General features: G+C 44.9%; 11 protein-coding genes. 9 read left to right on the top strand and 2 right to left on the bottom strand.

Annotation, left to right across the window (positions count from 1 at the left end; all coding sequences use genetic code 11):
• Positions 1-26 precede the first annotated feature (26 nt).
• A complete protein-coding gene (locus CLV59_RS16600; RefSeq protein ID WP_111593178.1) occupies positions 27-1955 on the bottom strand; it encodes a gamma-glutamyltransferase family protein in 1929 nt (642 codons plus the stop codon).
• Between the two features lie 64 nt (positions 1956-2019).
• Positions 2020-2583 (bottom strand): hypothetical protein, encoded by a 564-nt coding sequence (locus tag CLV59_RS16595; RefSeq protein WP_111593177.1) that lies wholly within the window; start codon positions 2581-2583, stop codon positions 2020-2022.
• Between the two features lie 423 nt (positions 2584-3006).
• Here CLV59_RS16595 and CLV59_RS16590 point away from each other — a divergent pair, with 423 nt between their 5' ends.
• The 9 genes from CLV59_RS16590 to CLV59_RS16555 all read left to right on the top strand — a co-directional run bounded on the left by CLV59_RS16590 (position 3007) and on the right by CLV59_RS16555 (position 16374).
• The gene (locus CLV59_RS16590) at positions 3007-3597 is read left to right on the top strand and encodes a phage tail protein (protein ID WP_245950884.1); all 591 of its coding nucleotides are present in this window, start codon (positions 3007-3009) and stop codon (positions 3595-3597) included.
• A gap of 12 nt (positions 3598-3609) precedes the next feature.
• Positions 3610-4779 (top strand): ABC transporter substrate-binding protein, encoded by a 1170-nt coding sequence (locus tag CLV59_RS16585; RefSeq protein ID WP_111593176.1) that lies wholly within the window; start codon positions 3610-3612, stop codon positions 4777-4779.
• A 9-nt stretch (positions 4780-4788) separates the two neighbouring features.
• Complete coding sequence (locus CLV59_RS16580; RefSeq protein WP_111593175.1) at positions 4789-11565, top strand: Ig-like domain-containing protein; 6777 nt, start codon at positions 4789-4791, stop codon at positions 11563-11565.
• Between the two features lie 29 nt (positions 11566-11594).
• Positions 11595-12527 (top strand): PorP/SprF family type IX secretion system membrane protein, encoded by a 933-nt coding sequence (locus CLV59_RS16575; RefSeq protein WP_170137785.1) that lies wholly within the window; start codon positions 11595-11597, stop codon positions 12525-12527.
• 189 nt (positions 12528-12716) lie between these two features.
• Positions 12717-12992 carry a PqqD family protein gene (locus tag CLV59_RS16570; RefSeq protein ID WP_111593173.1) on the top strand — a complete coding sequence of 92 codons (276 nt, stop codon included), beginning with the start codon at positions 12717-12719 and terminating at the stop codon, positions 12990-12992.
• Entirely contained in the window at positions 12992-13453 is a 462-nt protein-coding gene (locus CLV59_RS16565; RefSeq protein WP_111593172.1) for a lasso peptide biosynthesis B2 protein, read from the top strand. Before CLV59_RS16570 ends, CLV59_RS16565 begins: the two co-directional genes overlap by 1 nt.
• A complete protein-coding gene (locus CLV59_RS16560; RefSeq protein WP_111593171.1) occupies positions 13450-15237 on the top strand; it encodes an asparagine synthetase B family protein in 1788 nt (595 codons plus the stop codon). Before CLV59_RS16565 ends, CLV59_RS16560 begins: the two co-directional genes overlap by 4 nt.
• A gap of 45 nt (positions 15238-15282) precedes the next feature.
• Positions 15283-15432, top strand: a complete 150-nt coding sequence (locus tag CLV59_RS28925) for a hypothetical protein (RefSeq protein WP_170137784.1) — start codon at positions 15283-15285, stop codon at positions 15430-15432.
• A 66-nt stretch (positions 15433-15498) separates the two neighbouring features.
• Complete coding sequence (locus tag CLV59_RS16555) at positions 15499-16374, top strand: phosphoenolpyruvate carboxykinase (ATP) (RefSeq protein WP_146616216.1); 876 nt, start codon at positions 15499-15501, stop codon at positions 16372-16374.
• The last annotated feature ends 39 nt before the right edge of the window (positions 16375-16413 follow it).

The following is a 16413-nucleotide window of genomic DNA, read 5'->3' as shown; positions in this document are numbered from 1 at the left end:
TTTAGCGGCCCTTGAGATGAAAAATTTTACCAGCCAATGCCGTAATCTTCCCCATGGTTACTACTTCCTCCCCAGATAGTACCATGTTTTCTGTCCAGGAATATAGCGTTGATAGGACCGCTGGTTCTGTCTCCGAAACTGAGGTGATACCCCATTTTCTGCAATTCCTGCCGGGTCTTTTCAGGCGTATTATTATTCAGCAGAATACTTCCCGGCCGCGGTTGACGATCTTTAATGGTACTGCCGCCCAGGGAAAGCCATAACTGATTAGTATTAATGTTAGCCGCTTCTGTGGCCTGCTGTACTGTCATGTTGAATTCTGCCATATTCAGGAAGAACTGTAACAGGTTCTGATCCTGTGTATCGCCGCCTTGTACGCCGAAGCAGAGATAAGGTTTACCCTCCTTCAATGCCAGGGTGGGGGTGAGCGTAACGCGTGGACGCTTGCCTGGCGCGATTACGTTAAATGGATCGAGGGCAGAGTCCAGCACAAAGCTTTGTGCACGCTGACTCATACCAATACCTGTTTTACCTGCAATGCATGCTGGCAACCATCCGCCACTGGGAGTAATACTTACCACCCAACCGTCTTTATCTGCTGCCTCCACACTGGTGGTGCCTCGCCATAGTCTGTCCATATATGCGCTGTCTACATCATTGACGGCATACATAGAAGACAGATCGGACTGTTGCAGGAAAGCCGCATCATGTTTAGGTACAAATCCGCCTGGTTTGCGGCCGCTGGTAGTGTCCATTAGTGCCGCGCGTTCTTTCAGGAAATGCAGGTAGGGATTGGTTTTACCCATATAAGGATAAGGATCTCCGGGTCCGGCATTGGCATCATTTTGCGTCAGGTTGATTTCCTTTGCCCGGGCCTTGGCATAATCCTTATTGAGCAATCCTTTGATAGCGGAGTTAGGATTAAATGCAGGATCGCCATAATAGAAATCGCGATCCGCGAAAGTGAGATTCATGGTTTGATACAAGGTGTGAATATACTGTGTGGAGTTATATCCCATGGATTTGAGATCGAAATTCTCCAGGATATTCAGGCTTTGTAACAGCATAGGACCTTGTGTCCACTCCTGTAATTTGTATACTTCTATGCCTTTATAATTGACATGGAGCGGCTCTTCTTCTACCGGCTTCCACTTTGCGAGGTCCTCCATCGTAATTAATCCGCCCTGTTCCTGACAACCACGTACAAATTCCCGGGCAATATCTCCTTTGTAGAACCGGTCGTATGCCGCCATGATAGCCTCTTTGCGACTCTTATGATTCTTCAGCGCTTCCTGTTCGGCTGCTACTGCTTTTTGCAAAGTATTCAGCAGATCTTTCTGCACAAATATTTCTCCGGCCTCCGGTGCTTCTCTTTCTGCTCCGGGATGGGTCAGGAACACTGCTTTACTGTAAGGCCATTGGGAAATATATTTCTTACCTCTTTCGATAGAGTTGGCGGTCTGCGCTTCTATGGGATATCCGGCAGCCATATCCATGGCTGGCGCCAGTACTTCTTTCAGACTCATAGTGCCGTAGTTGGCCAGCATGAGACATAGTCCTCCGAAAGTGCCAGGAGTGACCGCTGCCAACGGACCATACTCAGGTGGGAAATCATATCCTTTACCTTTGTAATAGGCAGGTGTGGCGCCGGTAGGAGCTACTCCCAATGCGTTGATGGCAATTACTTTCCCTGTTTTTGGATTATAAATAAGCGCCTGGGTTTCGCCTCCCCAACTGAGTACATCCCACATGGTGCAGGTGGCGGCCAGCATGGCACAGGCGGCATCTACGGCATTACCGTTTTTCTGGAAGATCATCGCGCCGGCAGTGGCTGCGAGCGGCTTTCCGGTAACAGCCATCCAGTTTTTGCCATGCAAGGGCGGTTTTTGCGTTTGTTGCGCCTGTAAGCCCGCAACAGTAGCCAGCGATAGCGCAAGAGTTAAGATTCGCTTCATACAATTTTAGATCTGGTGAAATAGCACCGATCAAGGTAAGAAAAAAAGCAGGCCTGTGCAAATGTCATCTCCCGAAATCATTTCCCAGCAACTGTAATACCTTTTGTAATTCTTCCGTATTCCCGTTGGTTGCAATAGGGGAGAGATGAAGGTCGTGCTGCCGGATATGATTCAATAAGGGTATGTTCAAATGATTTTTATACTCGGGATGCCAGAGCAGATAACAGACAATACTTTTCATAGCATTGGCCTTTATCCGGATGGTATGTGGACTGTACCGCGAAGGATGCAAGTGAATATATGCGTGATGATCAATGTAACGGAGCGTCCAGTTGGAACCATCAGATAACGTAATGGTTCGGTATCCCCGGTGTGACGCTATCCAGGAATGGTATGTCGTTTTCTCCTGTATGCCTTGCTGACTTAATTGGGCTACTGTTTCTGCTTCAATGGCTGCGACAGACAATTTACCATGGTACAAATCAAATTGAGAACCTCCAAACGTACGGATAGCATATAATTGCTGCTCTTGCCCTACCGGAGGATGGGCCAGAAATGACTGAACAGCCGCATAATGATGCTTCAGAGCATGAAATAGTATGTTGTCAGTTTCAATAGGAACGTGCATGTGATCAGTATGTATCAGCGATTTCTATATATCGATGTTTTCCTCCATGCAAATGTAATCGATATTCATGGGGTTGAAAGAATGCGGCTATTTGAAAAAAATTAAAAAATATTTTTCCGCTGGATAATTTCACTGTGGCGGATATACGTAGTTTTATAGGTGATAAACAATGCTTGTAGGTGAAAACACCCTTGTTTTTTAAATAAAATATATTTTACCTTTATGCCCTCAATGGTACATGACCATTTGAAATTTCTATACCAAATCTTGTTTGATAAACCCCACTATAGACTCCTCCTGAATGCACGATAGTAATTCTGTCCAGGGATCCTGTAATGGGGTATTCTCAATCCTGGTACCGAAAGCAGTGAATTATTCAGTAATAACTATACCTTTTACCTACTATCTAAATCGAGTACACTTATGATGGAGTCTTACCTAGCCCTTGTTTACATTTTCGCCGGAAGTTTTGCCCCACGTGGTTTTGTGTTTTGTCAGGGACAACTATTAAGTATCAACGCTAATCCGGCATTATTTTCCCTGGTAGGAACGTCCTTTGGAGGGAATGGACAGGCTACTTTTGGCATCCCCGATTTGAGAGGTCGGGTGCCTGTAGGCGCCGGACAAGCACCTGGTCTAAGCAATTATGTATGGGGCGAGATCGGAGGTACCGAAAGTGTAACCCTCGGCATCAATAATATACCGGCACATACCCACGCAATGACCAGCACACTGACTGCCAGCCCTGCCGCTTCAAATGCAGACGCTACTACCAATACTCCTTCCAGCACAGTAGCTCCGGCGGTACTGCCTAAAATGGGCGTAGGCCCCGGCGCTGTTACTATAAATGGCTATGGCGCTCCTGTAGCAGGTACGACACTGGCTCCTGGTAATGTAAGTGGCACTATCACAGCTGCCGTTACAGGAGGTAATCAATCTTTCTCGATTCGGAGCCCTTACCTGGCATTAAACTATATTATGGTAATTCAAGGTATTTTTCCATCCAGAAACTAATTAACTGACGGAATGATTCCCGGAGCGCCATTAACGATAGGATTTCTTACTCCTTACTCTACTGTCTATCCCTATTTCAGTCATCACCTGATTGCAGGCTGGTTGCTGGGTATGGGCCTGGACCCGGTACAGCAAAGGACTGTGCAGTTTGTTCCGGAATTTACCCAACAGGGCGGCGCAACTGCTTCGGCAGACGCCGCCCGTAAACTCATCTACTTCAACAGGGTGGATGTAGTATCAGGTCTGATAGGATACAAATCAATTACGGATATTATCCCAATGCTGGAAAGAGAAAAAGGAACCGGATTCTTCTTCGATATGGGAGAATACATTCCCCACTTTCCTTATCTCAGTCCGAATGTATTCTATGCATCGAATCAACTCTGGCAATCTCAATATGCATTAGGCAAATGGGCCATGCAAAAATTTGGCGCCGAGGGAGAAATTATCTCTCCGCTTTATGAAGCAGGTTATCACTTATTGCCCGCTTTTTCAGAAGGCGTCAATGACGCAGGAGGCCCACGCCCTGTAATCAATGTCATCCCAGCTGACAAAGACCATCCCATGAAACTGGAGCTGGATGAATATTTCAGCAGATGGAAGCAACATCCGCCGGCATATGTACACGCTATCTTCTGTGGGAACCTTGGTATCAATTTCATGCGCAAATGGATGGCTTCCGGATTACAGCATAAGATCCCACTCATCCTACACGAAGCGATGGCATATGATGATATGCTGGAAGATATCAAAGAAGGCGACTTAACATTTTACACGGCCCGCTCCTGGATGAGAGAAGATGAGCGTAAAGAAAATCAACTCTTTGTCAAAACGTTTGAACGTTATGCGCAGCAACCAGCCAATGTTTTTGCATTGATGGGATATGAAGCAGGACTGGTTTGGAAAGAATTGTTACCCCATGCTGTAAAAAAAGATTTCGGAACCGTGCGTCAGCTGCTGCAATCTGAAGTAGTAAAGGGCCCTCGCGGAGATAAGAACTATTTTCCGCAATCCGGTTTTGCATTGCCGGATGCCAATATCATAAAAATCACAACAAACAATAAGGATATACGAAAAATTATCGTTGACCAGGGGAAAGGACTACGGTATGACGCGAAAGAATTCCAGGAGATTCACGAACAATCAATCTCCGGTTGGCAAAATCCGTTTCTCTGTATCTAAACATCGCCAATGACAAAAATTTACTCCAAAAGCTGCAAACACTTGCTGTTGCTGCTGGGAATGTTATGTGTATTCCTCAGCGCCTCAGCGCAATACAAAGCCTCCAATCTGGTATCAGGAGGATACAACACGGCTGTCGGCAGAGACAATGCCGGTAACCTTTATACCGTGGAGGCGGATCCATCAGGTCAGTTCTATAACCTGGTCCAGTTTCCAATAAATAACCCAACTTCCAAGACGACCATTGGCTATAACCTCTCCGCCAGCATTAATAAAGCTCCCTGGAGTATCGTGGTAAACAGTTCAGGAGATGTGTTTATCATTAATCCTAATCCTACTCCGGACAACCCTTCTGGTGTGGATGGCTCTGAAATCCTGCGGTATCACAAGTCTGGCTCATCCTGGACAGAAACGCAGGTGGTAGCAGGAGCAGCCTATGCTGCGTTGGCAATGGATGCGAGCAATAACTTGTACGCAGTGGAATACGATCATTCCAGTAAGTATATTATTACCCAATATGCTGCTGGAATGGGAAATATGAAAGCTGTATTGTATTCTGGCGCATTGTTGACGTATCCCACAGGCGCCAGTACTTTTCCAACCGGCCTTGTTGTAGATAATAGTTATTTCTATGTTACCGGTTTCCCAGGTACAGCGTCCGATAAATTATTGAAAATCCCGTTTGGGTCCAGCAATGATGCCGCTGTACAGGTCATTGGAACAGGTCGCTCATTTGTATCTCTCGCCTGGGATGCAAATGGGAATTTGTTGTCTACCGAAGCCAGTACCGGAGGAAAATACCATATAGTAAGATATACTATGCCACTGTTTCCCGGAGCGACTGGTACAGAAATATATAATGGTCTGAGTCAAATTCAATATTCCTTTCCCTGGGGATTGGTGGCTACCGCTGATAATACCATCTTTGCCGGAGACGTTGCTTCCGCTGGGAATGGCCGAATTGTCAATCTGCAGACGCCGATGAATGCTACCGTAACCGGCGGCGCAAACTCTGTAAAATCAAATGCTTCCACCGTAAACTTTGTAGTGAATTTTGACCAGGATGTAACAGGGGTGAGTGCCACTGATTTTGGCGTATTCAGCACTGGTACAGTTGCCGGTACAAGTATAGGCTCCATTACCTCCACCAATGCAAGGCAATATACAGTTACAGTGAATACAGGTACTGGAGATGGAATGCTCGACCTGAAGCTCCTCAATACCGGGAATATGTCGAGGTATGTAATAGGAGCGCCCAAAAATGCAAATGCCGCATATATTATAGATAAAACTCCTCCTAATGCCAGTTTCACCATTAACGGCGGCGCTGCGTTTACGAATAGTCTGAATGTATCATTGCAAATTATCCCCGATGATGCAACAGTGATGGCGTTTTCCAATGATAATGTCACCTGGACTGGAGACATGCCAGCTGCTGCTGCCGGTAATTTCACGTTATTTAATGCGGATGGCCTGAGAACCGTCTATATTCGTTTTACTGATGCAGCAGGAAACACGGTCACCAAGACGAGCCAGATCAATCTGGACAGAGTAGTACCTTATACTATTATAAACTCGGGTCCAGGCGGTGCAGCGCATCTGACAAATTCTACCAGTGCTCCTTTTAATGTAAATGCAAGTAAACCGGGATGTACGGTGCTGTATAGTTTGGATGGAGGCGCTTATACGCAGATCCCTTCGAATATATTTACCCTTTCAGGTATGACTGAAGGTTCACATACAGTGAAATTCATGAGCGCTGACCAGGCAGGGAATGTGGAAGTCACACCAAAAGCTTATACCTGGACGGTTGATCTTACCCCTCCAAGTGTCAGTATAGTGACCCCACCGACAGATGGAACCTATAACCAAAGTTCCAGAAGATTCTTAAACATTAAACTACAGTTTAACGAAAACGTCAACGTAACAGGTAATCCAATTGTTGGAATTACCATAGGCGGAGTAAGCAGGTCAGCTACCTACATATCAGGTTCAGGTGGTACTACACTGACATTCCAATATGGCATTTCAAACGGAGAAAATGCTCCTACTGGTATTATCATAGTGAGCCCGATTAGCCTCAATGGAGGTACCATCCAGGATGGTGCTGGCAACAATGCGGTATTGACATTCACCCCGCCAAATACTTCTGGTGTACTGGTGAATACCAAAACCCCGACCTGCTCCATCTCGGCGCCTGCTACAGTGTATGGTCCGTTTACATTGACCATCACTTTCAGTGAGTACGTTACAGGAATGACACTCGGTGCAATCACCATTGGTAACGCCACCACATCCAACTTACAAACCACGGATAACATTACCTATACGGTTAGCGTTACGCCTCAGAACAATGGTAATGTAAGTATTATTGTGCCGCAGAATAAAGTGCAGAATACTGGAAGCAACTTCAACTTGGCTTCTAATTCGCTCTCTGTGAATTATGATAAAACGCCGCCAGCCATTACTTCGCTCACACTGCCAGCAAATGGTACCTATAAAATAGGAGATGTACTGAACTTTGCTGTCACATACGATAAACCTGTGGTAGTAACTGGAGGGCCTACACTGGATGTCGTACTCAGCTCAGGAACCGTATCTGCCGCTTATCAGGGCATGACCGGCAACACACTGAACTTTGCCTATACTGTTGTCAGCGGCGATCTGGAACCTGCTAATATTAATGTAGGCGCTGCGATCAACCTGAATGGCGGTACTATTATCGGTGTAAATACACAGAATGCAGGTCTCAACCTTCCTTCTGCACTTCCTAACAGTGTGAAAGTGGATGGCATTCTGCCAACACTTACTTCAGTTACGGCTCCTGCAGATGGATATTATAATACAACTACCAATAAAGTACTGACCTATACGGTGAGTTACTCAAAACCAATAACTGTAACTGGTACGCCTACACTGGATGTAACCATCGGTGGCGTTACCCGTCAGGCTGGCTATGCCACTGGTTCAGGAACAAATACGCTTACATTCACCTATAATATCCAGGCAGGCGATAATGACCCCAATGGTATCGGCACCGCTGGCGCCATTGCCCTGAATGGCGGTACGATGAAGGATGCCACTGGTTATAATGCACCACTGACATTCACCGCGCCTAATACCAGCGGCGTTAAAGTAAACACCAATACGCCAAGCTGTATTGTTAGTACAAGCGCACTGACTGTGTATGGCGATTTCACCGCAACCATTACTTTCAGCGAAGCGGTTAGCGGAATGACCGCCAGTAAAATAACATTGACCAACGCTACTATATCTAACCTACAGACCACAGATCACATTACCTATACCTGCCTCGTTTCACCACAGGTGGATGGTAACGTTATTATATCTGTTCCTGCCGGGGTAGCACAGAACACAGGCGGATACGGTAATACAGCTGGTGTTCCAGTAACTGTTTATTATGACAAAAATCCGCCAGTAGTTTCTGCGCTGACTTTACCAGGCGCTTCCCGATATAAACTCGGAGATGTCATTGCCTTCCTGGTAACATATGATAAACCTATTGTTGTAACAGGTACGCCTACACTGGATATCGTATTAAATTCCGGAATTGTGAAAGCGCAGTACATTGGTACTATTGGTACTGATGTAGTTGGATTCCAGTATACAGTAGCCACTGGCGATCTGGATAATGATAATATTGGTGTAGGTGCTGCGATCAACCTGAACGGCGGTACCATCATCGGCGCCAATAACATGAATGCTGACCTCAATTTACCAACTGCTGATCCAAACAATGGCGTAAAAATAGACGGTATCATACCAGTCGTTTCTTCGGTAACAGTTCCTGCAGATGGCTACTACAACAGTACCAGCAAAAAAGTACTGACTTATACAGTTACCTTCCCTGAACCAGTAATTGTAACAGGTACGCCAGCGGTGGAAGTTACTATCGGTACATTTACCCGCATGGCTACATACAACAGTGGCTCAGGTACTGCAACGCTGACATTCAGCTATACAGTAGTAACCGGCGATCAGGATCTGGATGGTATCGCCACCGGCGTCCTGACCAATAATGGTGGAAATATCACCGATCTGGCAGGAAATCCTGCTAACATGACACTCAATGGTGTTGGTAGCACCGCTAATGTGTTTGTAAGTACTAAACCTCCAACCGTAAGTATTACCGCTCCATCGCTGGTGACAGGGCCTTTCACAGCTACTTTCACCTTCTCAGAACAAGTGACCGGATTTACTTCCGCAGTAATCAACACAGGAGGCATGGCTAATGTCAGCAATGTGCAGACTACAAATGGCATTACCTACACAGCTACCATCACGCCTACTACTGAAACGCTGATGACTATCGGTCTCGCTGCAAATGCAGTACAGTCGCTTGGCCTGAATGGAAACATTGCTAACTCCGTACAGGTACGCTATTCTGCGGTCCCAGTTGTTCAACAAACGAACGTTCCGCTTAGCAAATACTATATTACCGGAGATTTCTTGCAGTTCATGGTAACCTACCAGAAAAATGTAGTGGTAAACACTACAGGTGGTACGCCATATCTCGAAGTGACCATTGGTTCAAAAACAGTACGTGCTAACTATGTGCTCACCAGTGGAAAAAATATAGCCTTCCAGTATGCTGTTGTGGCGGGAGATGAGGCACTGAGCGGTATTCAGTTGGATAATGTGATTCACCTCAACGGAGCAACCATCCAGGATATCTACGGTGTAAATGCTGATCTGACACTGAATAACATCCCGGCAACCAATAACATCTTCGTATATACGACGATCCCTGCCGCTACCATTACCGGTACCGCTAAAACAAATCAGCCGTATACGATTACTGTTGCCTTCAATGAAGCGGTAACCGGCCTGACCACAGGCAGCTTTAACGTAACAAATGCGACACTGAGTAACCTTCAGGCTGGCGCAAACAACACTTATACCGTATTGGTAACGCCAGTAGCAACCGGTAACGTAACCGTACAACTGAAGGCTGGTGCAGTTCGTAATATCGCAAACGTTACGAATGCGGCTTCGAATGTATTGACCACCGCTTACGATGGAACAGCTCCTGTAGTCAGTCTGGTAAACATTCCTGCTAATGGATACTATAACGCAACCCAGACGCTGACCTTCACAGTATCGTTCAGCAAACCAATAACCGTTACCGGCTCTCCTGTATTACCGCTGACCATCGGCACGAATACGGTAAATGCTGGCTACGTAAGTGGAAGCGGTTCTAATATCCTCACCTTCCGTTATGCCATCCAACCTGGAGATATGGATATGGACGGTATCGACCTGGCTAGCGCGATCAATCTGAATGGCGCTACCATCGCAGATGATTTCTCTAACAATGCAGTACTCACACTAAATAATGTGCCTTCAACCGCACAGGTTCGTGTAAATACCAGCCATCCTACAGTTTCCCTGAGTGGCAATACTGCCCGCGTAAATACGCCGGTAAATGTTACCGCCGCCTTCAGTGAATCGGTAACTGGTTTGACTGCTACATCGTTCACCGTAGTGAATGGAGTAGCCAGCAATCTTACCACAACGGATAATAAGAATTATACTGTTACTATTACGCCTGCGGCAGACGGTAATGTTGCTGTATCACTCGCTGCAAACGTAGCTACGAACATTGGCAACAACGGCAACAATGCTTCTAATACACTCCAGTTTGTGTACGATGCTACTCCGCCAGTTGTCACCATCCCAACAATGGATGTTTCCGGAGATGCGCCACTGGGTACGCTGGTCGGCAAACTGACCGCTACAGATGCATTAGGAACTATCCAGAACTGGACTATTGTAACAGATGCTGCAAACGGCGCCTTCGCCCTCGATGCAAACGGTAATGTAACGGTGAAGAATATCCCGGCTCTGAAAGCCCTGGCTAATTCCAATACCAGCATCACCATCACCGTAAGCGATGGCGTGAATACCACTGCGCCGGTTGTCGTGAATATCCACGTAGGTCCGCTGTTCGTTAACAAAGCGCCTACCATGGATCCGATCGCAGATCAAACTATCTGTGCCGACAATCTCGCACACAGCATCCAACTGACAAGTCTCTCTGCGGTAGAAACAGATCAAACATTTACCCTGCGCCTCGCTTCCGATGCAGCCATCTTCGATCAGCTGACCGTTAGCAACACTGGCGTACTGATTTACAAATTCAAGTCTACCCTGACTTCCGGCGATGCCAACATCACCGTAACCATCCAGGATAACGGCGGTACTGCCAACAATGGTGTAGATACCCTGCAACGTACTTTCCACCTCCGTGTGAATGCTACGCCAGTGGTAACCATCACAGCAGATAAGCCAAATCCGGTATCAAAAGGAGATGTCATTCAACTGACAGCCACCGGCGGCGATCTCTTCGCCTGGGATGCAGTAGACGGTATCATAAGCGGCCAGCAAACAAGTACCCTGGTAGCCCGCGTGAAAGCAGATGCTAACTTTAAAGTAACAGTGTCTAACGTTACCGGATGTACTAGCAGCGCTACCTACGCAGTGAAATCCAATAACGATTTCAAAGTAGATGCAATCAATATGCTCACTCCGAACGGCGATGGTATCAACGATAAATGGGTAATCAAAAACATTGATCTGTATACCAACAATGAGGTGAAAATATTTGATCGCTCCGGCAGACTGGTATACCAACGCAAGAACTACAATAACGAATGGGATGGTACCATCAACGGCCATGCATTGTCTGAAGGTACTTACTACTACATTCTGACAATTGAAGGTGGCGCGAAGACAGCCAAAGGTTTTATAACAATAGTTAGATAACAGTGATGAACGCTATAAAAAATACTAACATGCGAAATTCATTTTCCGCAACAGTAAAATTAAAAGCAATCGCTTTGGTGACAGGAACAATGTTCCTGTTCACCAACAGCGATGCACAAACGCTCAGCAAAACAGCCGCACTACTGGACCCTTCCGGAACCCAGTACTTCCAGAATCAATACCTAGCCAATGCAGCTATGGCGGGCCTCGACAGCGGTCTGCATCTGAACGTTGCTTACCGCGCCCAAATGAATGGAATAGATGGTGCGCCCACTACTAAATTCTTCTCTGCTGACGGTTATATCGGGAACAGGGTAGGAGCTGGACTGAATGTTTTCAATGATCAGGCCGGTTTATTGTCCCGTACACGTATCGCCGGTACCTATGCATATCATCTGCCACTGAATGAGAAAGGCGGAAAACTACATTTCGGTCTCTCACTGGGCCTGAATTTCCAGCGCCTGAATTACGCTAAAATCAATGCGGACAATAATGATCCTTCTATCGGCGCTTTCAACCGCCGGGACGATTATTTTGAGGCTGATTACGGGATGGCATACACGGACCAGCACTGGACTATCCAGGCTGCACTCCCTAATATCCGCGCTACCTTCTCCAATAAAGACTTTCCTGCCGTTGATGGAGGAACCGTGTTCTTCTCCGGTATCAGCTACAAATGGCAACTGGAACATGCAGTAACTTCCGTAGAACCTAAGCTTTGCTACCGTAGCATCAGAGGATATGACGGTATCGTGGATGTTGGACTTAACGTAGGATTCCTAAGTAACGTGGCCAATGTTACTGCGCTGTATCATACTTCTGGTAACTTTACAGTAGGTGCAGGCGTTCGCATTATGAATACCGTAAAATTGGTAGCGTTATATACCAAACAAACCTCCGGATTGAAAAACTATTCCGACGGAGGCTATGAAATCGGCCTTACCGCCGATCTTTTCCGTTGATCATTTAATTTTACCTGATAGAAAAAGACGTCTCAGAGATCTCTGAGACGTCTTTTTTTGTATTTAAACATTTATTTATACATGTAATTGATAATATTTTCAGGGAAAATATTTTTTAAATTTTTAAACAATTCTATAACGGTCTTGTTATTTACCGAAAATTATCCCCAACCCCCAAATTGAAGGTTCATGAGTTTGCTTGAAATGAAAGTGAGAATCTCTGAAAATGCTATCGTCCGGGAATTAGGAGCCGGTTTTGTAATATTAAATTTAAAAACTGAGCGCTTCTATGAATTGAATGAAGTAGGTAAGCGTTTTTGGGAATTATTGACAAATAATCCGGATTGCTCGGCAGCATTTCACCAACTACAATCAGAATATGAAGTTGCTCCGGAAACACTCCAAAATGATCTCAATATATTAATCGATCATCTGAAGAAGGCCGAATTAATTGATTGTAACTAATGTATTCAGAACAGAAGCTATTAGAGATTAATGCTGCGCTTAAATCACATAACATTCGTTTTTTAAAGGCGCGTATGCTGACATCTTTGCTGGAGACGAGTCTTGCTATTTCGAGCTTGAAAAGTACTCGGAAATTGTTGTCCTTCTTTAAAAAAAATATAGGACCAGCAACGGAAGATGAAGCCATCATTATCATCGATTGCTATACAACGATTTTTAATAGAATGCAGGCATTGCCATCATTAAAAGGACGGTGTTTATCCCGTTCGTTGGCGCTTTCCTTCATGCTAAGCCGTAAAGGAATTTCGTCAGATCTCAGGATCGGTGTATGCCATTATAATGGCAACCTGGATTCGCATGCCTGGCTGGAAAGGAATGGCAGACCAATAAATGATCATCCATCAGTGATTGCCAGATATTTTGTTTTGCCCGAACATAAAATCAGTACCAGGTTCAGATGAGTGGATTCGTTGGAATATTATCGCCACATTTACAAGATGCAGATAAGTCCTTACTGGATGCCTGTGCAACTGTCATATCTTCCTGTTGTAAAGACTACCAAGGAAGATGGAGTAGTGATCAGGCCGACTTAAGGTTCGGATGGCTCAAAACGGCAGAGGATACTACAAATGAGGAATTACCGTTCAGTATGGACGGTAACATTCGTATTGTAGGGGATGTCCGATTGGATAACCGTACCCGATTAATCAAACAACTTAGCCAATATTTTAGTGGCCTCACAACTGCCACTCCTGACGCTTACCTGGTACTTTATGCCTATAAACAATGGAAGGAGCAATGCTTGCAATACCTATCCGGCGATTTTGCATTTGCCATCTGGAACGAGGCAGAGAACTATCTTTTTTGTGCCCGGGATCATTTTGGCATCATCCCATTTTATTACTCTCTTCAAGACGATAAACTATTCTTTACCAATTTTTTTCATGCGATCAAACCTATAACTCATCTGATGGATTCATTGGATGAGGAGGTTTTGAAAGATTATTTGACAATTGGCGTTAATTGCAGAATAGAGCAGACCATCTACAAGCAGATTAAGAAACTGCCACCCGCTCATCAACTGATGTATAAAAATGGCCAGCTAAGTGTTGTCAGATATTGGGAAACGCCTGTTGATATCAAACCAATTCGCTACAAGAATAATACTGTGTATGCAGAACATTTCTATCATTTGTTCGAACAGTCTGTCAGAGACAGACTGCGCAACAGCAATGCGGCATGCTCTCTTAGTGGAGGTATGGATAGTTCTGCAATAGCTGCAACAGCAAAGAATATACTTACAGCTACTTATGGAAATGACAGCACTTTGCTTGCCTGTAATATCCGATATGATTATCTCGTGAGCGAACAGGAAGGCTATTTTGCAGACCTCACCGCTAAGCATCTGGGAATACCTCTCAAGAAATATGTGGCGGAAGATTATATGAAAAATATTGCTAAGCCCCTGAACGCCTGGATTCCTGAACCGGCAGTGATTCCCGATGCTACCGCCGAGAATCAGATCCTTTCAGATATAGAGCCGTTCGCAAACATATATTTTACTGGTTTTGGAGGAGATCCTATGTTTGAGTACGGCAATATTGCTACCAGTAGTTCCAAAGCGCATAGGCGTAAATTCCAACCGATCCAGGATCAATGGAATATGTACCGGACATTTGGATTTTATACTACTCCATTATTTCAAAAAGTAAAAAACTGGCTGGCCCTAGCTGCTCACGGAAAAAAACGCACAGAAGAAAATCAGATGGTAATGAATACCCATCAGGCCTCCACGAATGTCCGATCCATTTATGCATTGTCCGAAAATCCATACTGGGCCGCGCTTTTTGAAACATTCCACCCAGGGTTTAGCAATAAAAAAGTAAAGGTCCGACAACCGTTTTTCTCACTGGACCTTTATCTGTTTATGTTGGCTCTGCCGCCTCATATCCTGTTTCAAAAATCGCTGCTCCGAATGGCCATGGAACCCTTTCTCCCGGCAGCAGTCACCAAAAGATCCAAAACGCCGCTCTTCGGAAATCCTCACAACCAAAATCTACAGAATGAGGAAATCCGCTCAGCATTGCAAAAAGAGATGGAACATGGAAATACTTTTCTTACAGGAAAAATGGATACTACGACTTTATTAGCAGACTTAAATAATCCCCAGGAATCCACCACCTCCCATAAAACACTGTTAAACATTTTATCAGTACTCTCATGGCGAAATGCTTGGAATATTTAGCGAATAGTTCTCTCATATATTTAAAACTTGTTTAATTTAAAAACCATGGAAATGAATGCAACAAATCAGGTAACCCAGAAGGTGTATAAATCACCTGAATTAAAAGAGCTTGGTAAACTGGGCGAAATCACCAATACGACCCGCTCAAGTGGAAGACAGAATGACGGTGGTACTGGTCCAAATTATTTTTCCTAATTGGCTGGCAATTACTCACAGCAAGGGATCACTTTCGTCAAGCTAAGTAATCCAGATTTTTTATTAATGAAAGAGAAAGCCTGTTACACTGCTATCAGGCTTTCTCCATCCCTTGCGAATTTTGGCGAAAACATTTACACCGGCATAACTCCAGATCATCAAAAGTGTTGCCTGTTTGAATATCATTCCGAAGGTGAGTCGGTGGCTAGTTTTGTCATTCCCGAAGGAGGTAAAGAGGTGTACTATCAAGCCACAGGTATCGGACAAAAGGCAATCCCGTCACTCATCAAGGGAAATATTACAAAATATTGTCTCCAGGAACAAGGATACTTCTGTTTGCACGCATCCGCAGTATGTGTGGAGGATAAGACAATTTTATTCATAGGCAGGAAAGGTGCAGGGAAATCCACACTGGCAGCTTATTTTCACATCAAAGGTCACGATATATGGTCCGATGATTACTCCCGTCTGCTCCAGGAAAACAAGACATTTTTTATTGCGCAGGGAGAAACGAGCCTTAAGATAAATCCAGATATCGCTTCGTATTTTAATATCCCAGCAGCGCAACTAAAGCCGGTATTTGAGACTCCTCCAGATTGGAAATTTGATGCACAATCAGAAGTGCTGCTTAGGAAATTTTTCTTCCATCAACGGTTGTCTGTTGCAGATGAACGTCCGCGGAAGGTGACAGCAGTCTTTTTTATAGGCCCCAGAATCGCTACCGACCAAACTGTTATCACCCGGAAAAGCATGAGTGATAGTCTCCCTGTATTAATGCAGGAAATACTATTGCCTGGCGTTAATTCCCAAAAGTATACAGCTACCTATTTTCAGTCAGCGTTGAACTTATTGGAAATCGTTCCCTTCTATGAAGTAAATGGACCAGATAACATCCGGAGAATACCTGAAGTTTATAATGCTATCATCGATGCTATAAGCTAATTATATCCATGAATCTGAAATCAGAAAAATATTCCCTTC

Source organism: Chitinophaga dinghuensis, assembly GCF_003259435.1.
Taxonomy (GTDB): domain Bacteria; phylum Bacteroidota; class Bacteroidia; order Chitinophagales; family Chitinophagaceae; genus Chitinophaga; species Chitinophaga dinghuensis.
The sequence above is the reverse complement of the archived record's forward strand: the minus strand, read 5'-3'. Positions and strand labels throughout refer to the sequence as shown.

Bases quoted from the DNA above. Each gene is read 5' to 3' on its own strand.
- CLV59_RS16600 (WP_111593178.1), bottom strand. From the start codon at position 1,955: ATGAAGCGAATCTTAACTCTTGCGCTATCGCTGGCTACTGTTGCGGGC.
- CLV59_RS16595 (WP_111593177.1), bottom strand. From the start codon at position 2,583: ATGCACGTTCCTATTGAAACTGACAACATACTATTTCATGCTCTGAAG.
- CLV59_RS16590 (WP_245950884.1), top strand. From the start codon at position 3,007: ATGATGGAGTCTTACCTAGCCCTTGTTTACATTTTCGCCGGAAGTTTT.
- CLV59_RS16585 (WP_111593176.1), top strand. From the start codon at position 3,610: ATGATTCCCGGAGCGCCATTAACGATAGGATTTCTTACTCCTTACTCT.
- CLV59_RS16580 (WP_111593175.1), top strand. From the start codon at position 4,789: ATGACAAAAATTTACTCCAAAAGCTGCAAACACTTGCTGTTGCTGCTG.
- CLV59_RS16575 (WP_170137785.1), top strand. From the start codon at position 11,595: ATGCGAAATTCATTTTCCGCAACAGTAAAATTAAAAGCAATCGCTTTG.
- CLV59_RS16570 (WP_111593173.1), top strand. From the start codon at position 12,717: ATGAGTTTGCTTGAAATGAAAGTGAGAATCTCTGAAAATGCTATCGTC.
- CLV59_RS16565 (WP_111593172.1), top strand. From the start codon at position 12,992: ATGTATTCAGAACAGAAGCTATTAGAGATTAATGCTGCGCTTAAATCA.
- CLV59_RS16560 (WP_111593171.1), top strand. From the start codon at position 13,450: ATGAGTGGATTCGTTGGAATATTATCGCCACATTTACAAGATGCAGAT.
- CLV59_RS28925 (WP_170137784.1), top strand. From the start codon at position 15,283: ATGGAAATGAATGCAACAAATCAGGTAACCCAGAAGGTGTATAAATCA.
- CLV59_RS16555 (WP_146616216.1), top strand. From the start codon at position 15,499: ATGAAAGAGAAAGCCTGTTACACTGCTATCAGGCTTTCTCCATCCCTT.